The sequence below is a fragment of the Halorarius halobius genome (assembly GCF_024298865.1).
Classification (GTDB): Archaea; Halobacteriota; Halobacteria; order Halobacteriales; family Haloarculaceae; genus Halorarius; species Halorarius halobius.
The window spans coordinates 3,527,569-3,554,359 of the sequence record NZ_CP101161.1; the positions used below are offsets into that span (position 1 = coordinate 3,527,569).

20 protein-coding genes are annotated in these 26,791 nt (G+C 54.3%); 16 read left to right on the plus strand and 4 right to left on the minus strand.

Annotated elements, in window-relative coordinates:
• Nucleotides 1-75: 75 nt before the first annotated feature.
• Nucleotides 76-405, plus strand: coding sequence for a hypothetical protein (locus tag NL112_RS18630; protein ID WP_255150349.1), 330 nt, complete (start codon nucleotides 76-78; stop codon nucleotides 403-405).
• 60 nt (nucleotides 406-465) lie between these two features.
• Here the strand turns inward: NL112_RS18630 and NL112_RS18635 are convergent, their stop codons facing one another.
• Entirely contained in the window at nucleotides 466-1,491 is a 1,026-nt protein-coding gene (locus tag NL112_RS18635; RefSeq protein WP_255150350.1) for a metallophosphoesterase family protein, read from the minus strand.
• Between the two features lie 154 nt (nucleotides 1,492-1,645).
• Between NL112_RS18635 and NL112_RS18640 the strand changes: the two genes are divergently transcribed.
• The 5 genes from NL112_RS18640 to NL112_RS18660 all read left to right on the plus strand — a co-directional run bounded on the left by NL112_RS18640 (nucleotide 1,646) and on the right by NL112_RS18660 (nucleotide 9,898).
• The gene (locus NL112_RS18640; protein ID WP_255150351.1) at nucleotides 1,646-2,845 is read left to right on the plus strand and encodes a metallophosphoesterase family protein; all 1,200 of its coding nucleotides are present in this window, start codon (nucleotides 1,646-1,648) and stop codon (nucleotides 2,843-2,845) included.
• A gap of 9 nt (nucleotides 2,846-2,854) precedes the next feature.
• The gene (locus NL112_RS18645; RefSeq protein WP_255150352.1) at nucleotides 2,855-5,590 is read left to right on the plus strand and encodes an AAA family ATPase; all 2,736 of its coding nucleotides are present in this window, start codon (nucleotides 2,855-2,857) and stop codon (nucleotides 5,588-5,590) included.
• A gap of 39 nt (nucleotides 5,591-5,629) precedes the next feature.
• Nucleotides 5,630-6,934 (plus strand): DNA double-strand break repair nuclease NurA, encoded by a 1,305-nt coding sequence (locus NL112_RS18650; protein ID WP_255150353.1) that lies wholly within the window; start codon nucleotides 5,630-5,632, stop codon nucleotides 6,932-6,934.
• A gap of 74 nt (nucleotides 6,935-7,008) precedes the next feature.
• The gene (locus NL112_RS18655) at nucleotides 7,009-8,886 is read left to right on the plus strand and encodes an ATP-binding protein (protein ID WP_255150354.1); all 1,878 of its coding nucleotides are present in this window, start codon (nucleotides 7,009-7,011) and stop codon (nucleotides 8,884-8,886) included.
• 130 nt (nucleotides 8,887-9,016) lie between these two features.
• Nucleotides 9,017-9,898 carry a hypothetical protein gene (locus tag NL112_RS18660; RefSeq protein ID WP_255150355.1) on the plus strand — a complete coding sequence of 294 codons (882 nt, stop codon included), beginning with the start codon at nucleotides 9,017-9,019 and terminating at the stop codon, nucleotides 9,896-9,898.
• 79 nt (nucleotides 9,899-9,977) lie between these two features.
• On the opposite strand, the gene NL112_RS18665 is transcribed toward NL112_RS18660, so the two are convergent.
• Entirely contained in the window at nucleotides 9,978-10,907 is a 930-nt protein-coding gene (locus tag NL112_RS18665; protein WP_255150356.1) for a hypothetical protein, read from the minus strand.
• A 274-nt stretch (nucleotides 10,908-11,181) separates the two neighbouring features.
• On the opposite strand from NL112_RS18665, the gene NL112_RS18670 reads away from it, so the two are divergent.
• The 4 genes from NL112_RS18670 (at nucleotide 11,182) to NL112_RS18685 (ending at nucleotide 13,072) form a co-directional block, all read left to right on the plus strand.
• Complete coding sequence (locus NL112_RS18670) at nucleotides 11,182-11,400, plus strand: hypothetical protein (RefSeq protein ID WP_255150357.1); 219 nt, start codon at nucleotides 11,182-11,184, stop codon at nucleotides 11,398-11,400.
• A complete protein-coding gene (locus tag NL112_RS18675; RefSeq protein WP_255150358.1) occupies nucleotides 11,397-11,645 on the plus strand; it encodes a hypothetical protein in 249 nt (82 codons plus the stop codon). The genes NL112_RS18670 and NL112_RS18675 overlap by 4 nt, the downstream gene beginning before the upstream one ends.
• Before the next feature lie 269 nt (nucleotides 11,646-11,914).
• A complete protein-coding gene (locus tag NL112_RS18680) occupies nucleotides 11,915-12,700 on the plus strand; it encodes a recombinase family protein (RefSeq protein WP_255150359.1) in 786 nt (261 codons plus the stop codon).
• Between the two features lie 123 nt (nucleotides 12,701-12,823).
• The gene (locus NL112_RS18685) at nucleotides 12,824-13,072 is read left to right on the plus strand and encodes a hypothetical protein (RefSeq protein WP_255150360.1); all 249 of its coding nucleotides are present in this window, start codon (nucleotides 12,824-12,826) and stop codon (nucleotides 13,070-13,072) included.
• A 15-nt stretch (nucleotides 13,073-13,087) separates the two neighbouring features.
• On the opposite strand, the gene NL112_RS18690 is transcribed toward NL112_RS18685, so the two are convergent.
• On the minus strand, nucleotides 13,088-13,585 hold the full coding sequence (locus NL112_RS18690) for a hypothetical protein (RefSeq protein ID WP_255150361.1): 498 nt from the start codon (nucleotides 13,583-13,585) through the stop codon (nucleotides 13,088-13,090).
• A gap of 321 nt (nucleotides 13,586-13,906) precedes the next feature.
• Between NL112_RS18690 and NL112_RS18695 the strand changes: the two genes are divergently transcribed.
• The 6 genes from NL112_RS18695 (at nucleotide 13,907) to NL112_RS18720 (ending at nucleotide 26,129) form a co-directional block, all read left to right on the plus strand.
• Entirely contained in the window at nucleotides 13,907-14,524 is a 618-nt protein-coding gene (locus NL112_RS18695) for a hypothetical protein (RefSeq protein WP_255150362.1), read from the plus strand.
• A gap of 207 nt (nucleotides 14,525-14,731) precedes the next feature.
• Nucleotides 14,732-15,226, plus strand: a complete 495-nt coding sequence (locus NL112_RS18700; RefSeq protein WP_255150363.1) for a hypothetical protein — start codon at nucleotides 14,732-14,734, stop codon at nucleotides 15,224-15,226.
• Nucleotides 15,227-15,729: 503 nt separating this feature from the next.
• Nucleotides 15,730-18,984, plus strand: coding sequence for an ATP-binding protein (locus tag NL112_RS18705; RefSeq protein ID WP_255150364.1), 3,255 nt, complete (start codon nucleotides 15,730-15,732; stop codon nucleotides 18,982-18,984).
• Nucleotides 18,981-19,616, plus strand: coding sequence for a DUF7680 family protein (locus tag NL112_RS18710; protein WP_255150365.1), 636 nt, complete (start codon nucleotides 18,981-18,983; stop codon nucleotides 19,614-19,616). The genes NL112_RS18705 and NL112_RS18710 overlap by 4 nt, the downstream gene beginning before the upstream one ends.
• Nucleotides 19,616-22,492, plus strand: a complete 2,877-nt coding sequence (locus NL112_RS18715; protein WP_255150366.1) for a DUF1156 domain-containing protein — start codon at nucleotides 19,616-19,618, stop codon at nucleotides 22,490-22,492. Before NL112_RS18710 ends, NL112_RS18715 begins: the two co-directional genes overlap by 1 nt.
• A 4-nt stretch (nucleotides 22,493-22,496) precedes the next feature.
• Nucleotides 22,497-26,129 (plus strand): DEAD/DEAH box helicase, encoded by a 3,633-nt coding sequence (locus NL112_RS18720; RefSeq protein WP_255150367.1) that lies wholly within the window; start codon nucleotides 22,497-22,499, stop codon nucleotides 26,127-26,129.
• Here NL112_RS18720 and NL112_RS18725 read toward each other — a convergent pair.
• Entirely contained in the window at nucleotides 26,118-26,732 is a 615-nt protein-coding gene (locus NL112_RS18725) for a hypothetical protein (protein WP_255150368.1), read from the minus strand. The two genes, NL112_RS18720 and NL112_RS18725, sit on opposite strands and share 12 nt — an antisense overlap.
• Nucleotides 26,733-26,791 lie beyond the last annotated feature (59 nt).

The window sequence follows — 26,791 nt, forward strand, 5'->3', positions numbered from 1 at the left end:
ACTCCCCGCTGAGGTTGCCAGCAGTGGCGTACTCTCAGCGCAAGCTTTCTTCACAACGAACTTCGGAGCCTACATATGGCAATCGTCCGCTGTCAAGACCATCCTCCTCGCAACACGAATTACGCAATCGCGGTGAAGCCGGTCGGATACCCCGATACTGCGTTAATCTGCGGTCGTGGAGACAGCGACCACGAGGAGATTGGATGGGTGTATCTTCTGCCCAAAGAACACGATGAATATCAGGCGGGCAAGCGTGTATTCGGTCTCTGGGGGCCTGACTCATCATCCAGTGCTGCCAAAGTACGTGTTAGTGATGAGGTCGTTGAAGGGTTGAACAAGTGGAATCAGAAAGAAGAGGAGTCTACCTCTGGTCTTCAATCACAGTCAAGTATCGACCGGTACTGAGTATACACCACTCGAATAAAGATGAAGTAGCAGTCTCTGATTCGCTGACTCAACTTTCCTTTAGAGGCGTATTGTTATGTGATGCGGTTTTCCGTCGAACTCAAAGAGGTTCGCCCGTGGGTCAGCGTCTTCGTATTGATAGCTGATACGTGCCGTTGGTCCTGAATAGTACACAGGCACGGATGCATCTGAGTCACTGAAAGGACCGTGTAAGTCCCCTAAGAGAAGGAGGTCCGGGCTGAGACGAGAAGCGACTGAGTTGAGAATCGTGTCCAAGGTGCAGTCAGGACTATCTTTTGAGTAAGGAGGTGACACAGTCTGGTGTAGGCAGAGAACGGAATATCTCGTATCGTTTGGAGTGAAGCGGATATCGGGGTTCCTCCACCAATTCGCGTCTCGGTTATCCAATCCATAGAGAGTCACATCTCCAATACTCTGCCCTTGAAGAGCCTCTTCAAGCGGATAAGCTAGTCCAGCGTTGCTTAGTTTGCGGAGACGAGCCCTCCCTTTTTCGCGGTCGTGATTCCCTAGCACGTAGAAGAAAGGAATCCCCTCTGAAGCGAGTATCTTGACGCCATATTCGAGCAAATCCAAATCTTCGTCGCAGACAGCGTGGTCAAAGACATCCCCTGTATGGACGACAGCGTCGACATCGTTCTCAAACGCGGCTACAATCACATCGCGAAACCTTGCCTGACAGTCGACCTCGTCGTGCCATGGCATCATTTTCCCGCCTGACGTTGGACGGAGGTGATATCCTAAGTGCGAGTCAGAGACGTGTAGTATGCGTGTCTTCCGTCGTTCAACCGGTTCGACTGAGGAGTTTGAAACAGTATGTAGCTGGGTTTCCTGTTCCGGCCAAGATTTCACTTTAAAATCCCTCAGTCGAGCCTTCTCGCCGGTCGAGATATGTTCGGCCAGTCCGCGATGCTTCTCCCAAACGAGTACAGGAATCTTGTTGCCCGCAACATCCTCGGTATCGAACCAGTAAGCTCGTTTTGACCCTGACGCTGGTCGTCGGGATAGGATTTGAACAGAGATATCCGCGTGTTCATCGTGAGACAAATCCGACCTCGTAATCGGCATACAGTTTCGGGATGATAGATGTGAATTTGAGTGTTCCTGTATCGAAACGACTGCAGGCTCTTAAGCTTAAATCGCGAACTACTGTATTTGAGCACTACTTGTCTGGTGGACAATACTTATCCTGTCTCTCGACATCATCTGATGATACGCCAGAATGACCAAAATCCTCCACGTCAGTGACACGCACCTCGGCAACAGGCAATACCGGAGTAACACCAGACGGTCTGATTTTGCAGACGCTTTCGATGCGACGGTAGATATTGCTATTGAAGAGGAAGTCGACGCAGTCATCCATACGGGAGACCTCTTTGACGACCCATCTCCCGACGTACCCACGGTTAATCGATGTCTCGATACTGTTTCTCGGCTTGCTGAGGCCGATATTCCGTTCTTAGCTATCGTCGGGAATCACGAGCGAAAGCGAGACGAGCAATGGATGGACATCATCAAGCGGTTCGGGAACACTACACGACTCTCTCCGTCGCCCACGCGTATATCAGGCAAGGACGGGGCGAATCCCGTTGACCTGTATGGATTCGACGCAGTTCGGTCGCCGGCGTGGGATAACTACGATTTCACGATGGAGGAGCCCGAAGACGACGATGGCGTCTCACTGCTCTGTATGCACGAACTCTTCGAGCCGTTGGTTCCGCCTCACCGAGGAGACCCCTATCATCTCGAAGAGTTCCTCGACCGGCTGAACTTCCTACCAGACGGTCTCGCGCTCGGGGACTACCACTCGACGTGCAACACGGACGTGGATGGAGTCAAGGCGTTCTACCCGGGCGCGACGGAACGCACTAAGGTTTCCGAAAGTCGCGACCCTTGCGTCTACGTAATAGAGGTGGCGAACGGCGACTTCTCACTCCGCACGCGGACCGTCGAGAGCGCAGGCCGAGAGAATGTCCCGCGTGACTTCCTCGTAGTGAACATCGAATTCGAGGACGGCCACGGTATCGACCACGTTGAGCAGCGAATCGAGGAAGAAGCACAGGGAGAATCCATCTCGGAAAAGGTGGTCGTCGTCCGACTGCGCGGAGAAGATGTTCCGGTTACGGTCAATGATGTGTACGAACTCCTCGCTCAGAAGGACGTTGCAGTCCCACACGTCGACGACAAACGGCAGGTCAACGTCGAGTTCGACTTCGACTGGGAAGATGGAGAAATCGACGACATCGACCAGATGCTCGACGAGGAACTCTCTGAGTTGAGTTTGTCCAACCTAACGGCAGAAGCGGAAGACCTCGTCCGTGACGAATCTGTGGACGACGACGAAATCCGAGTCGAGATGAATCACCGGATTCGGACGGCACAGGAGGACAGATGGGGAGAAGCGACGCTGGAGGAGCGATAGGGGGAGACAATGCATTTCAAATCACTCACACTGGAAGGCATCCGAAGCTACGAACAAGAGACGGTAGAGTTCGAGACAGGAGAGAACCTCATCTTCGGCCCGAACGGTGCGGGCAAATCGACTATACTACAGGGCCTGTTTGGAGGTCTCTTTCAGACGAACATTACGAAGAAGGAGGTAAACAACGATTTCAATCTCGCCGAACTCGTCCGCAAGCAGGCAGAGTCCGGCCGTATTGAGCTTGCCTTCGTAATCGGTGGGGAGGAGTTCTCTGTCGAATGGGAAATCAAGAAACAGTTCGACGACGAAGGGGTGGTCACTGGGGCTAAGACAAAAAGCGGGTATCCGAAGCTCTCCTCGCCTGCTCTTGACGAATCTATCTCCGGCTTCAATGACGTTCAGGACGAGATTCAGCGAATCATCGGTATGGACGCCAAATCATTCGTTAACTCCGTGTACGTCCAGCAGGGCGATATCACTCGCCTGATTCACGCTGATACAGAAACCCGCCGTGAGATTCTGGATGGGTTGCTCGGTCTCGACCGGATGGACGAACTTATCGGCAGAGTGGATAAAGCTCGGAAAGAGTACGGAAAGGCCGAGCGTGATGCAAAGACCCGACTTGATGATACGCAGAAGCGAATAGACGACCTCCCGGAGACTTCTACACTCGACGAGAAGATTCAGGACCTACGTGCGGAGGAGTCTGAACTGGATGGCGAAATCGAGGAGCTCGATGAGAAAATCGACCGCTTGGAGGAGCGGAAGGGGGAGAACGAGGACCAGCTAGAGAGGATTGGTGACCTGCAGGGGAACCTCGATGAAGCCAAGGAGCAATTGAGCAAGGCAAAGAAGGAACATGAAGGCCACAAGGACGACCTCGACATTGAGAAGGCACAGAAATCGACCCGGGAAGACGAACTGAAGGAGAAGCGCGAGGCACTTACCCAAGCCCGAGATGCTGAAATCGTTGAAGATATCGACCTCTCAGACAAAGAGGTAGCCGAAAACGCATTGGAGCAAGCAGATTCAGCTGCCGAAGATGCACGGTCGGCCGTCCAATCTATTGAGGAAGGCGAACTTTCGAATCTGGAGACCGAACTGCAGTACCTTAATCGTGATATCACGGACAAAGTTGGCGAAATCCAAGAGAAGTGGTCAGAGATAACTGACCTAAAAACCGAGAAGGCTGACGCCGAGGCACGCTTAGAGGATGCCCAGAAGAGGGTACGAGAGCTGGAATCCAAACTCGATGAGGAGCGGGATGATATCCAAACAGCTGCCTCTGAACTCGGACTCCCCGCCGATGCTACCCTTGACGAGTTAGCGGAGACGCACATTCCGCAAAAACGTGAGTCACTGAGCAAACGACGTGAAGAGGTTCGCCAGAAGATTGGCCAGCTGGAGACGCTAGAAGAGCAGGTCGATGAACTGGCTGAGACCGGCCAGTGTCCCGTCTGCAATGCTACTGAGGAAGCCCACGATATCGATGCGGAGTCGGTCGCGGCGGAGCATCGTGAGGAGCTACGAGGAGCGAAGGACGAACTCTCGGCGCTCGACGATACCAAAGAGGCGTTGGAAGAGCTGGATGGCGCAGTCTCTGACGCACGTACACTCCGTGATGGAGAACTCGACGAGGCAGAGCAGAAGGTTGAAGAGCTCGATACCGCAGTAGCAGAAGCTGAAACGGGCATCAACGAGAAGTACGACGACCTCGAAACCCTGAGTAAGGAACTTGACTCGCTAAAATCCGAGGAGGAGGCGAAGGAGCAAGAGCGTGATGACGCTGAGGAGCGTTTGACAGAGGCTCGCGAGAAAGCGGAATCTGCCGAGGCAAAGGAGAAGGCCATCCAGAAGGTCGTTGACCTCTACGGAGAGATTGACGAGATTCGGGGAGACATCGAGCAACACGAGAAGAATATCGAGAATCTTCGGAAGCTTCGCCGTCAGGCTCACAAGCGGGTTACCGAACTCGAAGATGAGGTCGACGAACTCGAAGAAGAACTGGGCGACCTCGACGCTGATGAACTCCGTAGTGAGATTGAAGAGATTGAGGGCTACATCGAGGAGTTCGAATCAGACAAAGAAGACGCAGAGGGGCGTCTGGAAGATGTGAAAGAGGAAATCGTCGAGCATCAGCAGACTAAGAAGCAGGTTCAACAGGAGAAAGAGCGGAAGGCAATGCTCCAAGAGCAGATTGCATGGGCTGGCGACCTCGTCGAGGAGGCAAAGGAAGTCAAGTCGACATACAAGGAGGTCCGCGGTAAGCTCCGGAAGCGGAACTTAGCGAAGCTCAACAAGTACACGAACGAGATGTTCTCGGACCTCTATCAGAGCCAGTCCTACCGCGGGGTCCAGATTGACAAAAAGTACAACATCCATCTCGTCGCCGCTGATGGTGAGTTGCTCGAACCAGAACTCTCCAGCGGGGGAGAGTCGACCATCTTGAATCTCGCACTACGTGCAGGTGTTTACCGTATCATCGCGCAACGCGATGGGGTTGCTGGAGCTGCACTCCCCCCGTTCATTCTGGACGAGCCGACCACGTTCCTTGACGAGGACCACGTCGGAGAGCTCCAGACGATGATTGACACGATTAGCGACTGGGACGTACCGCAAGTGCTCGTTGTCAGCCATAACGAACACCTCATCGAAAACAGCGACAATGCGATACAGGTCGAGAAGAATCCTGCCACGGAAACGAGCCGTGTCATCCGCCCGGACCGAGAGGAGGTCGTGGCCTGAGACGATGGTCTGCAAGATTTCGCCGGGGGCTGGTGCTCGATGACCGATTTCGGAGCCTACGCGGCTCTTCAAGAAATGTTCACCGAGCTCAATCACGCGGTTGGGGAGTTTGAAGAAGACCCCCGTGTGACAGCAGAGGAGGCTCTCGCTCACTTCAGCCTCCCCGGAGGACATATTGAGCCACTTCTCCCTGATGACGAGGAGTTCGGAGTGGCTCACGAGCCAATCTCAGAAATATACGACTGGGACGACCCGTGGCCAATATCCTACGGCATCGATGGGTCGACCACTCGGTCATTACAGTTCAACAACGGGCTACTGGTCGGAGCGAGCGTTGCAAAGCTTGGAGTTTCCGGGGAATCCGACCACGCCGACCTAGCCAATCAGGCGACTACGACGCTCGTCGCTCACCTGAACGAAGAGGAATTTTCGTTGAGCGACATCGATACCGCATCGCTCGACATCCCCGAGGGCATCGATGCACACCTCTTTCAATTCCCACCCTGCGAGCGGACCAGCCGACTGGAAGAGTACGTCGTGGAAGTTTCGCGGACCTACGCTGAAGGCCGGCATGCCTTCGAGATGGCGGGTGAAATCGATGGGCCGCTATTCATCGATGGCCCGCTCTATCCGAATCCAGCGTTCGGATGGATGCTCTTCGAGCAGGTCGGCGAAGGTCCCCGTCGTATGACCGAGATTTGGCCCGAGATGGTCTCCGACATTCTCCAGAATTACGTCAAGACCGTTGAGATAATGCACCGGAGAGACCTCCCAATCGTCGGTATCACGAAGACAAGTGGGTCCGCGGTTGCGCTTGATGCGTTAGAGACGAAGATTGAGGAGGCAGATGTCGATGTAAGCGTTCCACTTCCGTGGACCAATGACCATCAGCTGTTCAACGACGCACTGTTTACGATGGAGGACAAGCACGGCGACTGCGGGTCGCTCATCAGTTACACACCGTGGCTCCTCCAAACGAGGCAGACGGTTCGAGGAACGCCGGTCGTTCCGTTCGAGACATTCGATATCGAACTCAAACACGGTGACGCCCGTGAGTACCAGCGAGCGTTCTTCTACGCTCGTACTCCTATGACGGACAACGTGATGCGGGTAGAGGCCCCGTATATGCTGGTTCGAGAACAGTCGCAACGGGAACGGATTCAGCAGAAACTCCTTGTCGAACTCGCCCAACAGCAGAAGGAACCACGTGCAATCACACACGCCGACGAGATGGCCCGCATCACCCGCGGGGACCGGAACAACCTCCGACGGCTCCTCGGCTCGGTTCGAGCGCTGGAGGACTACAACGAAAAACGAGGATTCCGAGATATGGAGGCGGAGTAAATGAGCCGACCAACCTCGACTACCCTGCGAACAGCCACCCAAAACAATCCTCAACTGACGGAGTCATTCAACCCATGACCGACGATATCCTCGACGAAGTTCGGCAGGAACGAGAGCAAGAACAATCGGAAGCGGAGCCTCGGGATATACCCGCACCTTTCGGCGACTACGAGGGCCATCGCGTGGGCCACATAACTGCACAGGATGAGCCAATCATCGTCGATAGGGAGGACTCACACATCCGTGCGTTCATCGATTCGACCTATCGAGATGACGTACGTCTCGGGAACTATCTCCGCATCCCATACCCAGTGAGCGAGGACCAAGACGAGGAGTTCTCTACCTCTATGCTCGTCGGGGTAATCAACCGACTGGAGTACGCAACGGTGGCGAATATCACCGATAAGCAAGATGGGGGGTATCGCCACGAACCCGGGGAACAGTCGTTCTCGTATGTCGCCGAAATCGAGCCAATCAGCACTGTGACGCTAGATGTGGATACTGGAGACGATGACTCTCCGTTTGAACAGACGACCGTCGACAAGCCGCCTAAACCCGGCTGTGACGTGTACCTCGTCGAGGACGAGGAGTTCCTCCGAACGGCGCTCCGTATCCCTCATGAGGGTGCCTTCCTCGGCCACATGGCCGTAAGTGGTGACCGAATTCCAAGTGAGGACTCTCCACTTCCGTACTACCTCTTCAACCCGAATGCAACTGACGGGAACGAAGACCTCGGCGAACCCGCGATTTTCCGTCACGCGCAGGTCGCGGGTAGCACGGGGTCGGGAAAAACACACGCCTCGAAGAACATTCTTCGGCAGCTCGCAACGGAGAAACGGTATACAATTGAGGTTCCCCCGGAGGAGCGGGAGCAGGACAACGTTGACGTACAAGACGAGCGTGTTCGAGGTCTCAACGTCACGGTCATCGACCCCGAAGGCGAGTACGTCGAGATGGGTGACGACCCCGCGGATGACGGATACACGCCCAACTTCAGAAACGACCTTGACGCGCAAAGTATCCGGCACGGCGGGATTCTTCAGGACCCCGATGTCGACTTTGAGGTCTTCGTGCCTCAGATTCAGGACACGAATATCACCCACAACAACGCCCGTTCATTCAACATACCGTTCGAAATTGTTCAGACGAATCGCCAGCTCCTCTATTCATCCAAACCGCCAGAGCGGACGCGGTCGGCCATCAACCAGACAATCTCACGATACTTCCGGGAGTGCAATGACCCCGACTCCGCAGTTGGAAACCCGCGGCCGACGTACCGGGAGTTCTCTCAGTATGCGGCTGACCTTCTCGCTGATGCAGAGACCTCGCCCATCACGGAGAACGAGAGCGTTCTAATCGCTGCTCGGGAACGCATCGTTGACCAGTATGAATACAACCGAATCTTTGACCACGGGGCGGACGCGCTTACCGACCTCACGCAGCAGATGTTTGCACCCGGGCAGGTGACGGTCATCCCGACGGACCACCTACGCGGGAGTACGGACCGAATCGTTGTCTCGTGTCTGCTGGCACACATCGTTGAGAACAAGATTGGCAGCAATGTCGAGTATCCACACATCAAGGGCACACCGATGCTCTTGGCGCTGGACGAAGCGCACGAGTACATCTCTGAGGCGAATGACCCCCGAGAGCGCTATCTTGTGTCCAACTTCCAGCAGGCGGCAAAACGCGGGCGGAAGGACAAGTTCGGACTCTACATCATCACTCAGACTCCACAGGATATTGACGGCGAGATTCGCAAGCAGATGAATACACGAATCTATCTCGGATTGGAGAGGGACGTGGTTGAGAGCCACGACGTGTACGTGCCGAAGGAATTCAAGGAATCTGTCACGCAGTTCAATAAGGGCCAGTTGGTTGTTAAACAGCCGGACGTTCGGCCGGTTGAGCTTGCTGGTCTGCCTGTTTGTCTAACGCTTCACAACAGTTGACATCCTCACTCAGCATAGGTCCAGAGTTCATGCGACTATTAGGAGAAAACTGGAGAAAGCTGCGAGCGCTCGGGCGGTTGTCCATATAATTAAGACATCTAAATTCATACACCGGTCTGTTGCGAAATACATGCCGAGTGTCGAATACAAAATCTCGTCAGAGCTGAACGTTCGAGAGGCCTTCAGTCAGGCTGCTGAGGACCTCGGCTACACAATCCTTGTTTCCCGAGGTCCATGCCCAGACTACACGCTCCGCGTTGAGGAAGGTGCACCGCTCGGGGAACCCGGGGACACCCTTCGAGTTGAGGCTGAGAAGTTGGCATCGGACTTCATCAGCCATGGTCACGACGTGGATGAGGACAACGTTGACGCAATCTTCTGCTGGCGTGACGACCTCGGTGACCGCTCTCCAGCCCCTGTACTGGCTCTTGAAGATTTCATCGATGCTGACGACACCCTTGGACATCCTGCCGTGACGCTGGCAACCTACCGAGACGGAGACCTCCAAAAGCGGTTTGTTGGGCGGGATACTGGAGAATCCGAACGGTACAAATTACTCTGGGAGAATCTCGATGACGGCCGAACAATTGAGTCCAATTCTCCATCCATGGACCGCCCTCAACTGAAGGCGTTAGTTAATGAGATTCCTCAGGATATCCGAGAGGCTGCGTTTGTTGAGGGTGATTACGAGACGCTCGCCGAATGGGCGCGTGATACCTATGGTGACACGACTATTACGAACGGTTATAATATTGCAGAGGTAGAGACTCCGGATGGAGGACGCATAGCATTCCGGCTTATCGGTTCGAATACTGATTTCCGTCTCCACCACTGGGACCAATCGAACACTCATACCTCCCGCAGTCCTGTGAATCTCTCTCCGCATGAGTTCTCTTCGCTATTCACCTCTATCCCACGTGAGGTTCGAGTATCTGTGTTCAGAGACCTTGACATGGATTCGCTCGCCGCTTATCTCTCAGAGAGAGCAACCTCCGACGCACTGCCGGAATAGGCTACGGTTACCACTTTACTTTCGTCAGAACATCCGTCGATAGCACGGTCTCGATTATTGGGATTTCAACGGAGTCACGCTACCCTATCGTCACTCCCGAGAAATCTTCTCCAGCAGGATACGTGAGGCGGAATGCCCACTCTTTACTGGTGTCATAGTCGAATATCTCGTCTATCTCGAAGTCGTGGAACGAGTTCACTTCGATACGTGTTTCCTCGTCTCCGGGGTCGTCATCAGGACTATCTCGTCGTATCCGAACGATTTGGTCGAGGAGGAGATAGTTGATATAGCAAAGCTGTAGGAATAGTTCGTAGTCGAACCCGCTCATTACACGATTCAGCTTGAGATATACCTCGCTATCTTCACGGTGGACCTCCTCCTCTTCGAGGTACACGTGCGTGGTTCCTTCTCTCGCGAATGCGACTGGCCCTGTCTCTCCCCCCGGCTCCTTCTCTGGAGCCATTTTAATGCTACCTCCACTCGTCGAAAGCCGGAGCCCGTGCTTGTACTCGTTGTAGATGTCGTTGTCCAAGTACCAATGACTCATCCGCGAGAGGTACTCCGATATGAAGGTGAGTGACTCCTCTTTCGTGCCTTCATGTTCCTCGGGAACCCTTAGTCCGGGATAGAATATCTCCTCTAGTGCTCCGTCTTCCCAATCTTCGTCTACGACGGTTTCGCGTATGAAATCAGCAATCTCGCCCACTCGGATGTGTTTCATTTCGAGCCACGGAACCACGCTGTTGCAAACTCCCAACAGCATATACAGAGATTCTGTAATGTGGTAGAATGTGAATACAATCTCACTCTCGATTGCTTGATGAAAGGCTTCTACCGACTTCTCTTCGAGTTCCTCGTCACCGAGTTCCTCGAAGAATTTCTCGGTGTTCTCCAGCAGAAGGTCGTAGGTCTTGATTTTGAAGAACCAGTGGTCTGTATCGTAGTTCATCCAGAACTCTCGGTTTAGCCGCTCTCTTGACTCATCGGATAGTGGGTAGTGCAAGGCCATAGAGGTGTAATTTGGATGGTTGGAGATAAGCCTCCGGCCACTCTGTTCTTCTGTAACAGCACCTGATTGGGGGACATCTCTATACCCCCATAGGCTTCTAGAACATCTGACATTTATCGGAGCGTAGTTAGAGACCATCTGCCCTGCCCGTGGAGGAGAGTTCGTTGCGCCGAGTCCGGCACGGTCATCTCCGGCATCGCCCTAGTTGTAGCGATTCTCCTGCGGTTCACTGATGACTATTCATTTATCATTCCACAGTCGCTAAAGGTCGATAATGCCAGATGCTGTTGATGCGGTGATAACCTCCATCATCGTCTTTACTCTGGCGTTCATCGGGATTGCCATCCTCGGAACCCTGCCTCCTGTCGATGGTCCACTCTCCGACGAGGCCGCACAATTTCGCGTAGGGATGGCGAACGTGCTGGTTCTGGCGGCGACACTGCTCGGCGGACTCTCTCTGTTTATTATCGCTAAACTGGGGGATATACGATGATGGATGAGGTTGTAGACATCGTCTGGCGACTACTTGCAGGAGCATTCGTCCTCGTGATTGTCGCGATATTTTTGGCCACAGTCGCGAACACCGGACTTGCCCCTGAGCCGGGAGACCCCTTCTTCCCGGCTTGGCTGGACGTGACTCGATACGGGTGGCAGGCACTCATCTGGATAATTCCGGGAATCGGAGCAACCGGCTTTCTGGTCATTAAGCTTGTTGAGGGGGGAAGTGGATTCTCATAAACCAGTCTGACGATGCTCCTAGGGGTGCTTGCGAGAGTTCTTTCGCATGGTTCGGAGGAATGCTGCCTGAGAAATTATACCTTAGATGGATACGGTATCTCTCCGGACTGCGACGGCGGTGTTCGAATTCGTGGAGTACGAAATCGGGGGCGACAGCGGAGTCGCCTGAACAACAGCAGGTAGCAGCTTAGCTACCCAAAAACACCTCTTTGGGTTAGAAATCCCAAAACCCGCTTTGTATATATTTGGACTACCCCCTACCCAAACTCATGGGAAATACAGCCGTTTACGCTCGTGTCTCGACTGACCGGCAGTCGCACGAGCGTCAAATTCAGGAGTGCCTCGAATTCATCGAGAACGATGCAGAGCGAGAATCGGCCGAGGTGTTCGCAGACATTGAGTCGGGAGCACAGCCTCGGCGCGATGGAGTCGACCAGCTCGTTCGCGGCATCGAAGACGGGGAAATCACGAAGGTCGTCACATGGGAATTCTCGCGTATCGCCCGCGACCTCACGTTCGGTATCGAGTTCATCGACCTCTGCATTGAGAATAGCGTCGAGATTGTCACTGTCAACGATATCTTCCCTCACATCCACGGCGATGGGGACGTGATGGACGAGATGATTGGGAAGTTCGTCGCGTGGATGATGGATTTCAATCGCCAGATGACTATCGAGCGTGTCCGCTCTGGGGTTCGAAAAGCTATCAACGAAGGCAAGTGGGTAGGACGGCCGCCCTATGGATTCGAGACCGATGCTGACGGGTATCTCGTCATCAAGATGGACGAGTACCTCAAGATGCAGATGGCAGTCGAAGAAGTTCTACTGAACCCCGACCAGTCTGTCAACAGTATCGCTCGGGCATGTGGTGTCCCCCAGTCCAGCCTCGACCGTATTTACAAGGACGAGCAACGACGGAAGATGTACCTCTATGGTGATGCTACCGATGAACGTCTTGCTACTGCAGTTGGCGAAGGGCCTTCCCGGGAGAGCGAATTGAGCAATCTCGAAGCGCGGCTCACGGAACTTGAATCCAAGGTGACTGCTGAGAAGTAGCTCGGACCTTGTTGTACAACTTGTTAGGTTACACGTGACTAATCACGGTCTCGTTCCAGAAACCCCGATTTTTAGAACACAGCCACCAACACAGTCAATCACTTAGCCATCTAACCTATGAGTATGACTGCTCCCGACGAGATTGACATCGATACTAGCCAAATTGTAGAGCATCCGCCAGACACCGACATTGACCAATATGTTGAGGAGGCGAACTTTCGAATTGAGCGAATGCGGTCCGATGGAGTCTGGATATGTGCTTACACGAAGGACCCTGATGAGCCAGACCACCACTACGACCTATATGTAACGGAAGATGGGGGCATCCACATTACTCACCGTGAGGAAGACGTGGATACAAAAACTGAATGACGGGACCAGTTCTTCTCAAACCGATGATTCGGCCTCAGCACACTCACGCTCCTCATTGTAGTGCTGACTGAGTCTTTTTGCTTGCACTCCACATGTCGGACAGGTACCGCTCAGCTTCTGTTGTAGCCGGGCCAAACCAGTCTCCAAGTCTCGTGCGCCCGCACCAAGGACATTTTCAGCCATGTAGACCGTCGTACCTTCGGTACTTTGTACATGTCCGGGGCCGGCGAACGTCGCGACAACGGTGTACGGGAGCCGCTTTGTGGAATTGTTACCAGTATCAATGGTGACGTGAGTCGCGGAGGACACATCGAGGTATTCTTCAAGAGAGTCGGCGTCTCCCGCGTGGACTGTAATCCAGAGCTTTGATACCTCAGACAGGGTTGGCAAGTGTGCAACGTGTATCTCTGCCACGTGTTCGAACTGGTCGTGGATGGTTTGTAACAGCGTCTCAAGCGGAATCCCACCAGTTTGGGAATCTTCCGCTATTTCCAATTCAGAATCTCTACTCATTGTTGTTTCACGCCCTTTTCAGGGCAGTCCTTGCCACGGAATCGAACCGTAGTGAACACCAGACAGGGAATTCATATAATATAAGTTATGGTTGTTCACTTAATATACTTTCTCCCCGGAACTCGGCTACGTCTATCGGTTTGTAGTCTCACAATACAGTAGAAACCGTCGGAAATTTGGTTAAAATATCGTCTGAATTGTCCTCTTCAGGATAGGGAGGTACGTCTCCCTGTAGCCGACCTTCTATCCGAATGCTTCTTCTAAAACGATGCAAGGCGTCCATACCCGGAATTGAAACGCCATCCATCCTAAGAGAGTTACATGGTAGACGTTGAGTGGGGCGTGAAACGATTGGACCAAGTCTACCACTCCGAGGACCACCTCAAGATGGCACTAGCGGCCGAGCTCTCCCAGATGTATGGCGAGAAGCGGGTCCGATTGGAGTGGATGCCGAACTCTGGTATGAAGGTCGATATCGGTGTCCGGCGAGAGGACGTGACAATCCCGATAGAGCTGAAGTACAAGACCGACAGCACTACCGTCGAAGACAACGCGTTCGACGAGACCTTCACGCTGAGCCGACAGGGTGCCCACGACCGAGCCCACTACCGTTTCTTCGAGGACGTTCGTCGAGTAGAAGAGATTGTCTCGGAACAAGGCCGCTACGGATACGTTGTCCTACTCACGAACGACTCGAACTACTGGACTGAACCACAGCAGAGCGCACTATACGACGAGTTCAGAATTCACGAGGGTGTAACTCGTGAAGGTGCCCTCAACTGGTCGGAAATCAAACCGTGGATGGTCAACGGCGGACACGAGGCCCCCCTTGAACTCGATGGAGAGTACCGCATGGAGTGGACTGATTTCGACTATCGTGACGATATCAGTCTCTCGAAGAACAAGCGATTCCGTTATCTCGTCCTCCGGATAGACTGAGAGTTGGTGAGAAGATTAAGTCCTGACTCCGGAAGCCGCTCGGTACAGTAGCAGCTTCTGCTGTGAGGAAGTCAAATCCGGGTCGAAGATACGCATAAAGTCGGAATCGCAGTCTCTGCTACCATGGAAGCCCTCTGGAATGCCCATAGAGTGGCCCTTGGATACGACATCGAGCATACGTTGGACGAGAGTTCTGGGGGTGAGTAGATGGTTCAACTACACGAGGTGGGCGGGAACGCAAAGACATCGTACGGAGTTTACGTGAGCGAAGGCCTGATTGACCTCGCTGGCTGGGAGAACGGGGATTCACTCCGAATTACCGTAGTGGACCGAGACCTCATTCTCGTCACCCGTGAAAGTATGCCTACTGAGCAATGGATTGAGCTCTACGATGCGGCCACCGCGGGTAGGCCGGTAAACGAACTGACGCCAGTTGAACTCGTGAGGCTGCTTGATGTAGGAGAGGGCGAAGATGGTCGCCGCCCATCGACTGTGTCCTCCTTAGCACCTCTCGGCGACTCTGGCCATCGAATTCTCCTGACGAATGCGGCGAAGCGACTTCAGTTACGTCCGGGGACCGGTATCCAACGCCGGGCGAACGATGGGGTCGTTGTGCTCATCCCAGCTCCAACGGCAACTGAGGAGGTTGAGGAACGAGCAAAAGACGTGCTTGACGCTCGCGGAGCACAGTTGTCTGGGTAGAGACGGGGGCTTTCGCTTCAACCGCGGTAGCTAAATACGGCTGAAACGTAGGTAAATGCACAGTAGAGACGCTGAAGCGGGGGCCGAGGCCCCTTCAGCAGCGGTGGACTGCCGACCTACCAGTGTTGGCAGGTCCGATTTGCGGGAATTTGGTAGCAACCCGCCGGTTCAGCCCCTCCAACCAAGAAAGAAAGTCAAGACCTAGCTGAACTCTCTCTGTACTTCCCTATTAGACTACCTCGGTTAGTGACCGGTCTACTACCTACAGGGGGTCCCCCGGGGGTCCCACTGTCGGTTGTACCGAATACGGGCCTACCAACACTGGTAGGTTGTATTACTGCCATGTTCCGCTGGCCTACCGTGACCGTTCACCCATATGTGAACCGTCTGACTCTCACTCAACACAGACGTAACTACTTACTTACCCCCCTGCCTCGTTGACAGTATCATCAATGGCTCCACAAATTCCCACGCTCTTTGAGTCGTGCACTCCACACGACGACGTGCTGTCGGGAACTCTCTCCGAAAATGAGTTCGCCGCGAAGCTCTCCGACGTGGTGTTCCGGCCGGAGGAGTCCCCCGACATCTACGCCGACCCGGACACCTTCTTCTCCAAGACGTACGCGACGGACGGACTGCAAGACCTCCTCACGCTCCTCGCCAAGCGCTACGCTGGGAAGGAGATGGGAGAGTTTAGCGGTACGGATGGACTGCTGTCCCTCGACACTGTGTTCGGAGGGGGGAAGACCCACTCGCAGATAGCTGCCTACCACTTCTCGCAAAATCCCGATGCTATCGAGGATTTAGACAAGTACATTGTCGACGAGGAGGCACGCGCCGAGTTCGAGAGCATCAACGACGACCTCTCTGTTCGAACAGCGGTTTTCGAGGGAGGGTACGTCAGCGCGACCAACGCCAAGTGCAACAAGGACGATGAGAACGCTCCGAACACGCAGACGATGTGGGGCGAACTCGCGTATCAGCTCGCTGGCGCGGACGGCTACGCGAAGTTTAGCGAGTACGATGACGACCGCGTCGCACCGGGGGAGTCGGACATCACCGAACTCTTCGACACACTCGACGACCCGGGGCTGGTCCTCATCGACGAGGTCGCCCAATACTTCGAGCAGGCTGCCGCAGTCGGTGTCGAAGACTCGACGCTAGCCGACCAGACCAACTCGTTCCTCTGGTCGCTCATGCGCGCGAGTCAGAACACCGACGCGGTCACGGTCATCCTTTCAGTATCTGCTACTGCGTTCGAGGACCGCGCGAAAGAGGTGCAGGACCTCATCAACGACCTCGACGACATCTCTGAGCGGACGGAGCACTCCGTTACACCAACGGAGGATGACGAGGTTGCGGCAGTCCTCCGTCACCGTCTCTTCGAGTCTGTGGATGAAGATGCTGCTGCCAGAGCGGCGGAAGGTTACCAAAACTACTACCGTTCTATAGAAGAGGAACTACCTGACAGGGTCACGAAAGCAGAATTCCGCGAACAGCTCGAACAAGCCTATCCTTTCCACCCAACACTCATTGACCTTCTTGGAAAGGAAATTGACACTCTACCGAGTTTCCAACGCACGCGCGGTGCGCTCAAACTCGTCTCACGTGCCGTCTATCGAATATGGAGTGTGGAAGATTCGAGCGAGTATCGTCACTACGTCCGCCCCTTCGATATGCATCCTTCGGACGACCACGTTTGGTCGACGCTCCTCGACCTCTTCGAGCATATCGAGCAAGACCTCCGGACGGCCTCGAAGTCGGATATCTACACCAACGACGGGAAAGCCGCGTGTCAGTACGAAGACGACAAGTGGACTCCGATGGGTCACCCGCCGATTGCGACTCATCTCGGCACGAGCATCCTCTGGAAGAGCATTGTCTCCGGAGGGAACCGTGGCCGTGGTGTAACTCGGCGGAAGCTCTGGGAAATGATTCTGGAGCCGGGCGTGGAACTCGACCACTACCGTGATGCTCTGAAGAATCTGAATGAGACGGGGTCGAATCCGGACACGGAGGCATTCTTCCTCTACGAGACGGAGAACGGACTTCTCCGGTTCAAGGGCGAAGCCAAGATTTCAAGACTTATCAATAATGAGGCACAGCAAATCGAAGACGGAGTCGCTCGTAACCGACTTGAGCGAACCGTGAAAGGTGCAACCGGTGGGGGTGTGTTCGAGACGATTAGTGACCCACGAGCCCCTTACGAGGTACCGGATAGCTATGATATTGTCCGACTCTGCGTGATGGGTTTCGATGCAGTGACTGTCACCAGCGACCTTGACGAGCCTCCCGAGCTACTCCAGACGTTGGCGAACAAGACGGGGAATTCACCGGGGTCAGAAAAGAAGCGGGTCTATCGAAATAATGTCGTTTTCCTTGTCGCTGGTGCTCAAGAAACAGAGAGCGCACTTGACCACGCACGTCGTGTGAAAGCGATGGAGCGTATCCTGAATGGAGACGCTTGGGAGTCGGAGCTCAGTCCATCTAAGCGCTCGGAGCTTGACGACCAACTCACACAAGAATCCTCGCTATTGGGGGAATCTGTGCGAAATGCGTACCGCCACTTGTACTTCCCCGATTCTAACGGATTGTCCAACATCACAATCGACTCAGTCAAGGATAACTCGGACCTCCACGATATTGTCTTCGAGAACCTCGAAAGCCTCGATAAGCTCATCACACAGGACGAGGGCGCGCTCGGGACGACGTGGTTCCGGAACCGTATCTGGCAGTCGGAGCCGGACTCGATGACGACGCTGGATATCCGTAAGCTCGTCGCGAAACGAACGGACATCCGCATCCTCCTTGACCCGAGACCGCTTCGAGCCACCATCCGGGCCGTCACGACCAGCGACATGTCGACGTACGTGTTCTGGGACGACACGGCCGGCGAGGGCTATTGCTCGGAAGGGATGACCGTAAACACCGCGAAAGGTGAGAAAACGCTCTCCGAGGCCGAGCAGATGTCGACGGAACTCCCGATGTCGAGTGTCCTGATTAGCGACGACCACCACGTCTTCGGGGACGGGGAGAAACTGCTCGCCGAGCACGACCTCGACTTCCCCGAGGAAACCGAGGAAGAAGGCGAAGACGAAGGCGGCTCGGAAGGAGGCAGTAGTGGTGGTGCTGGTGGCACCGTTGGAGGAACTGGCGGTGGGACTGGTGGTGGAATCAGTCCGCCGCAGCGTTCCGAGCTGTCGTTCAACGTCAGCACGGACTCACCGAGTGCCATCAAGGGCGCATTCTCGGACGTGAACAGCGCTATCGACCGGAAGAAGATGCGGCTACGGGACAACTACGACGTGTCCAGCGGCGACATCGTCGTCGAGGTCGACGAAATCGAAATCGAGCTGGAGGGTGACCAAGTCTGGGAGCGAGCGTGGTTCATCTCGAACAAGCTCAAAGATTTAGATACCATCGGGGAAGCAACCTCCATCGTGTTCGAATACGTCGCACAAGGAGCCGACACCTCTGCCAGCGTCTTCGAGGCTGGCTTCGAGGGGTCCGCGGCCGAGTTCGCCGACCACTTCGGGACGAACCACATCCCAGAGAGCTTCATCAGCGCAGGCGGGGACTCGGAAGGAGAGGCGGTTCTGACTATCGACACGGACTCGATAGAGGACCGCTCACGTGAAGCAACGCTCGACGTGCTACAGGAGGCACTCGAAAGTCTCGGTGGGATTAACAACGTCGAACTGGTCGTCTCAGGAGTGGTGAAGGAAGCGTCGGAGCAGAGTGAAGAGGTGAGCGCATGAGCATCGAGGCGGAGTCGTTCGCCTACGGCAGCAGCATGTACGGCGGGCGACCGACCTTCGCGCTGACACGCCGGCTGGGCGACGACGCTGGCCTCACGCTGTACGAGCTAATCCCGGAAGACCTTGCAGACGGACGCCAGAAGCGATTCCGAAAAGCGAACAGCAATCGTAGGCTTTCGCGGGTGGCCGTCACGGATGCTGTCCCAGACGTGCGGGAAGACTCAAATGGAGTGTTCGACTTTTCAGATGTCGGAGCCCCGTCTGCTCGCGCTCCAAACGATTGGCAGTGGAACGATTGGTGTGCGCTGAAAATCGCGACCCTCTCAAACAGCCGTCAGCAAGCCGTTCATCGGCTAGTTCGAGATGTCTTAGATGATAGCGGGATTGATGTCGACTTCGTGACTCGGGGGGAAGGTTCCGTCGTGCTCTCAGAAGGTGCTGGGATTCGATTGACTATCGCATTCCTAGCGATGAAACGGCTTCAGAAGTACGAGAAGCTGGCTACTGTGGCGGATAGCATCGCTCGAATGAGCCTTGAAGAGTGTTACTATTGGCACGCTAAGTGCCGCTCTCCGTCGAATCCAAACGGTGTAAAGGCATTGCGAGTGCTGCTTAGCTCACATATAGAATAATGAGTGAATACAATCCAGACGAAGTTAGTGAAGATGCACAGACTGACAGTGAATTAAAAACCCTGAAGGTGGAAAACCCCTTACCAGTCACAGCTGTCGGTATTGAGAGTGTTAAAGAGGGGAAGCCGCAGACGATGTCGTCGCACCGTCGCCTGTATCCGTGGTTTGCGATGAGGCCAACCGCTGCTACGCGGTTAGCGATATTGTCTTCAGTCCTTCCAGATGACATTTCGACAAACTGCTTGCTGAAGTGGATAGGTATCGGTCCGAGCGTCGATATTGAGGATATCGAGAGTTATGTTATTAAGAAAAGACAAACAGAGGGAGGTCGTGACGGGTCTGTAGAGGACCATTACGGGTACGAATATTGCCATCGAAACGTCCCTCAAGAGTCAAAGCTCGGTGAGCTCCAGAATGTGGTTAAAAACTACTGGGACGGAGAACTCCCAACCGTCTTAGACCCGACTGCAGGTGGAGGAACTATCCCACTGGAATCAGCTCGTTATGGATTCCCGACAATATCGAACGAACTGAATCCTGTGGCGTGGTTAATCAACAAAGTCATCCTTGATTATGCACCCTCTGTCGGAGGACTTTCTGAAGAATTAGACAAATGGACCTCTAAAGTAGAGGAACAGGCGGCTGAGCAGTTGGGAGAGTATTTCCCGGAGAAGGGAGGCGTTGAACCGAATCACTATTTCAGAACCTATAGTACGGAATGCCCTTCTTGTGGGGGGCGTTTACCTCTCACCAATCAATGGTGGTTCAACCGAAAAAGAGGGAAAGCAGTCCGGCCGGTCTATAGCTCAGACAACACAGAGCTTGATTTTGAGTGTGTAGACGTGCCAGACAGCGTTCCGAAAAGTGAATTCAATCCAGATGTGGGCACAGTAGATGATGGCGATGCTACTTGTCCTCATTGTAACGTCGTGACAGAGCGAGAAGATATTACCGAAATATTCCAGAAAGGAGCGTTCGAATACGAGGTTTGTGCAATCCGATACACGAGCGACATAGGCGGAGAAAGCTACCATGCTATTCCGGAACAGGAAAAAGAAGCCATATCAAGGGCGAAGGAGGTTGTTGAGAATAATCTTGATTATGCTACCTTATTGCAACAAGACCGATATATTGGTCGTCAAGACAGAGCTAAGCCTTACGGTCTAACGCAGTGGCGTGACTTTTTCGCGCCGAGACAGCTCTTAACTCACGCTACATATCTTGAGGTGGTGAATAATCTGAAACCACGAATCCGAGAGGAGTACGACGAAAAAACTGCAGAAGCATTACTAGTGCTATTATCAATGTCTACGACTCGACTTCTGGACCGAAATACACGGCTTCAACCACTGAATCTTGATGGCGGGTCCCCTGCAAATCTTCTGGGTAATAATAACTTTGCCTTCAAATGGAGTTTCGTTGAGACAAATCCCTTAGCAGGCACCTACAGTTACGACGAAGAAGCCAGAAAGCTGAAAACTCACTATCAAAATGTGGCTCGTCAAACTGCTCACGTTGATGAATCAAACATACAAATTGAGCAGGGAGACGCAGCTGAGATGCCATTTGAACCAGAGTCTGTAGACGCGGTAGTTATGGACCCCCCATATGGTTCAAACGTAATGTATGCTGAGATGTCTGACGTACTCTATGTGTGGCTAAGAGAGTATCTCTCCGACGTATTCCCTGAACGATTTACTAATCAAGAAACCGATAAGTATAGTGAAGCTGTCGAAAATACAGCTATTGTTGAGGAGAGTGACGACAAGTCGAAGGAGACCGTAGCTCGTGAGAGATACGAGAGTAAGATGGGTTCGATTCTCTCCAAATCCTATGACCTTCTCTCACGGGGAGGCGTGATTACGATATACTTCACCGACCGAGACACTGAAACTTGGGATGCTCTTACTATGTCTCTCATTAAGGCAGGATTTGTTGTCACCGCTACCCACACCATCACGAGTGAAGTGCCAAAGAGGGTTGCGATGCAGGAACGCGCCTCTGCAGATAGTACGCTACTTCTGACATGTCGTAAACCACTATCTGATTCGGACAACGAAGCTCTTCCAACCCTCTGGTCCGATATCAGAAAAAAGACACGCGAAGCAGCTCAAAGCAAGGCACGTGAGCTACTGAACTCTGAACTAAACTTAACAAAAACAGATATTATAATAAGCGCGTTCGGCCCCACGCTCCGAGTCTTCACTGAAGAGTACCCAGTAGTTGATAAGCATGATGAGATAGTCCGCCCGAACAGAGCGCTTGAAGAAGCCCGAACAGCGGTTGTAGAAATAATTCTTGAACGAGAGCTCGACGAATCTCTTGAAGGTGTAGATAATCTCACTCGATGGTATATCGCATGCTGGTTAGTACATGAACGAGAGAATATCCCATATGACGATGCGAACCAACTCGGTCATGGGGTTGGGGTCGACATCAACGATATCAAAACGCCCACAAAAATCTGGGGGAAATCGAAAGATACCCTTATTCTAAAAGGTCAGTCGTACCGAGTAAGAGATTACTCCGCCCTTGAAGCAGGGGAAAAGCGTCGAAAAAGGGCATATCCCATCGACCCCCGTGATAGTTCCTTTGACCACTCCATCGACGCGGTTCATGCGGCACTAAATGTTATCAACACAAAGGGCTCTGACTTCGCATGGAATTGGTTAAATGAACGGAACTTCCATGAAAATACTGATTTCAGGCAAACTATCAAAAGTCTTCTACAAGTTCTGCCTGAAACACATCCGGACTTTGAGGCTTGCGTGAATCTATCATCTGGTGAAACAGGTGAACTTCTCGATATTGATGTTAATTTGGTTAGTGAAAATAAGGAGTCAGACAATCAACGAACTACTTTAGAAGATTTCTAACGTCATGGGATTTCGAGATTATGAATGGAGTCGAGTCTACGAGAGCGAGTTTAGAGGTGGTCTCACTCTAGTAGAGACATTTTACCGTCCATTGTTATCGAGAGCGACTCACTATGACCGTCTCGCAGGATATCTGAGTCTCCAGAATCTCGCAGATGCACTTCAAGGAGTCGAATCAGCATTCGAAACCGACGGCGAAATCCGAATCATTGCTTCGAAACATCTGAGCCAAGAGAACAAACCAGTTCTCACCGATGACGCACCCCTCTCCGAGGAAGGCGAGTCACGGCTCGCGCTCATCGCCCAAATGCTGGACGAGGGGCGACTCCAGCTTAAAATTGGGGAGCCCCGGAATAACTCCGATTCGGGCATCTTCCATCCCAAACTCGGCATCGCAACCGACGCCGACGGGAACCGAATCACGTTCGAGGGCAGTATCAACGAGACCTACAACGCGTGGTACCGCAACTACGAGCGATTCAAAGTCCACCGCTCGTGGGACGAGGTCGAGAACGAGTACGTCGAGGAGGACGTGAAGACCTTCGAGCGGCTCTGGAACGAGGAACACGAGGATGTCGAGGTCACGGACATCGACGAGGCCATCGAGCGAGATATCCTCGACTGGCAGCCCGAGTCCGACGAGGAAGTTGAGGAGCACGTCGAACGCCTGAAGAAGTCGAGCGAGCCGCCTGCCTCCGAGGCAACGGCCACTCGGATTGCCAACGAACGCGAGCTTCTCCCCGGTGCGATGCACATTGCCGACGACATTAGTTCGATTGAGCCGTGGCCCCACCAGCGTGTCATCGCCGACACGGCGGCGAGCATCTATCCCGAGAGTCTCCTCCTCTGTGACGAGGTCGGCCTCGGGAAGACCATCGAGGCCGGGCTGACCATCTCCCGACTCCTCACCATCGGTGAGGTGAGCGATGCCCTGCTTCTCGTACCAGCTACGGTCCAGCCACAGTGGCAGGAGGAACTGCTGGAGAAGTTCAACATCAACGCCTACTCCTACGAGTACAGCGGCGCACAGCGGGTCCTGCGGGACGCCTACGGCATCGAGCACTCCCTGTCAGACTACGAGACCATCGACGCGTGGGAGGACTCCCACATCGGCGAGTTCGTCTCTGACCGGGACGAGCCGACAGTGGTACTCGCCTCGTGGCACACCGCCCGTCGCTCGGGGAACATGGGAATGTTCTCCCCGTCAGTCCACTGGCAGGAGGAGCATCCGGGCGACCCGCCCAAAGACCAGTTCGAGTGGGACCTCACGCTCGTCGACGAGGCCCACCACGGTCGCGAGGGAACGAACCTCTACGACCTGCTCACAGAGTTGCAGAACGATACGGTGTGTAACTACGTGCTGACAGCGACACCGATGCAGCTCGAAATCACCGAGCTGTTCGACCTCTTGCGGCTCTGCGACCTCCCCGACGGGTGGAACGACCGCGAGTCGTTCGACACGTACTTCGAAATGCAGCAGGACCTCGCGGAGGCACTCGACGAAATCGATGCTGACAGTACGGCCACTGTCGAGGAGATTCTCCCAGACCTCGCCTCGAAGTGGAACTACGAGCCGTACGAGGGTATCACCCATCTCCGCACGTGGGCAGGGATGATTCAGTCGTTCATACAGGAGCACGAGGACGTGGCCGAGTGGGTCGGCGAAGAGGTCGACGACAGCGACTTCGGGCTGAGCGAACGTCGTCGGCTGAATCGCGTGCTGGGCACTGGAAGACTCGGTGCACGCGACTGGGAAGACAAGTTCTCGAATCTGTCCGTGGAGGCTCTTCGGTTCCTCCTCGAACTCGGTGACGAGACGACGCCCGTCAAATCACGTGTCTTCCGGAATACACGCCAGACACTCCGGATGTGCAAGGAGGCCGACCTGCTCGACGAGAACATTCCACGACGCGAAATCGAGACTCGGTCGGTCGAGCTTGGCGACGCGGAGCCACTCTACGACCGTGTAGAGACCTACATCAGCGACGTGTACGACCAGTCGAAGAAGCTCTTGGAGGGCAAGGAGAAGACCGCCATCGGGTTCGTGATGACGACCTATCGGCAGCGCCTTACCTCCAGTCTCCACGCAATCGAGGAGTCACTCAAGCGTCGACGTGAGAATCTTCGGTCCGGGCTAAGCGACGCTTCAGAGGTCTCCGAGAGCGACCTCCAGACTGGGGCCATCACTGACCGGGAGGAGGTACTTCGGCGTGAATACGGGCTGCGTGTCGACCAGATTGGGGCGAACAGTTCTGCTGGGGAACGCGTTCGAGAGTTCGAGTTGAGCGAGCTGGAGGACTTCATCTCCCAACTCTACGACGTTCCGGAGGACCCCAAGCTGGAGCAGTTGATGCAGGACCTGAAGGAATTGAGTGCGAGGGCACGCGATACGGTCATCATCTTCACGCAGTACAAGGACACCCTCGACGCTATCAAAGAGAAGGTCTGCCTCAGTCACAGCGACGTAGGCACGTATTCGGGCAGCGGCGGTGAAATCTACGAGTCCGAGGGTCAGGAATGGCAGAACGTGTCCAAGGAGCGCGTAAAGCGAGAATTCACTGACCCGGACGGAGACCTCTCTATTCTCGTCTGCACTGATTCGGCTAGCGAGGGCCTCAATCTCCAGACGTGTGATGCCATGATATGCTATGACTTACCTTGGAATCCCCAGAGGGTAGAACAGCGAATTGGACGGATTGACCGCATCGGTCAGAAGAACGAGCGAGTGCTCGTCTGGAACTACGTTTACGACGAGACCGTCGAGGAGGACATCTACGAGCGACTTGGGGAGCGTATCAACCTCTTCGAACAGGCCGTTGGGCCTCTGCGTCCCATCCTCGAAGGGCTGGAAGGCGAGGTTCAGAACATCGCAATGGGGGAATCAACGAAATCTGGCGAGGATGTCGCTACCGAGGCTGAGGAGCAGTCCAAGGAGGCGGAGCAGAAGGTCCGGCAGGTCGGCTTAGCACAAGACCTCGACGAGGTCCGCGCGGAAGACATCATTGAGGAGGCCAAGCTCTATGGCTGGAACACGTCGCATCCCGACGTGGGCCGTATCGGGTACCCCGACAGGCCATTTGACCCACTTGTGGACCCGGACGTGGTGAAGCGACTCTTCACCCAGAGTCAGGTTCTCAGAAACAGGGGCTGGACGTTCGAGATGCTCGACCGCCAGTTGACGGAAGACGAAGATGCCCCCTATCAGAAGCTGTATCGTCTGAGTATTCCAGAGAGCGCAGACCCGCCAATTTCTCGCGACCCTCCGGAGGACACGGTGCAGTCGATGTATGCCGATGAAGATGAGGTGTTGGTGTCATTCGACCCGGAGGTGTTGGAGTGGTATCCCTCGGTCGTGATTCCGCTCCCGCAGCAGGAGTTGTTCGAGTATCTCCTCGAAGAACTCTTAGCCGAACTCGACGAGACGACTGAGGACGAGGTCGTCCGTGTCGCAGGCGACTTCGAGGAAAACGGCTCTCGTGTTTGGACCGAGCCATCTGCCGCTTCCGATGCTCGTGTCGCCACCTATGCAACGGAGGCGCAGCGCCGGCTAACGCTCGATGTACCGTTACCTGATGAGGCAGCTGGCCGGGAGGAAGTAAGCGAATGGCTGGAAAGGTATGCGGAATTAGTCGAGTAGACCGTCGGATTTGGGGTGTGTATGGCGAACTTCGACCCGGTCGCTCCTTGATTTGAGGGATTCCAGAGCCTCTTGCGTATCAGAACGCCGGGCGAGGTCGAAGTTCGCGAAGACGAGACAGAACGTGTCGACGTGAGCAGGAAGGCCATCCAATCGGTCGATGTCATCGGCAATCAGGTTGTATCGCTTAGAGTCCTCACGGAGGTATTTCGCGTTCTTGATGAACTTGAATTCGACTGCAGTCACGAGGTCTTCGACCCGGAACTTCTTGCTCCCACCTTCTAATGACAGGTCTACCTCGTCAGCGAAGAGCACAAGGTCGAGCTTCATCTGCTGGCTTCCCAGCCCGAAGTTGCTGCCACTCACCTCGCAATGCGCTCGGTCGATATCCGGCGTCGAGATGACTGCATCGGCGTACTCGCTATGGTCAGGGATGTCTCCACGGGCACCTCCTGAATCGTGGTCTCCTGTGAGACGAGCGGGCTGAAGCTGATTATTGAGAATCTGCTTTAACTCGAACGCAAGCTCGGCTTCTACGAGATAGTTGGCTGGCCTCTTCACGAAGCTCCGTTCGAGCTGGTCAATTGAGCCCGAGATATCCATACCAACCATTCTGAGTTCACCTGTATAGTTGTAGGGCGTGCTCCCCTGAGCATCCCACA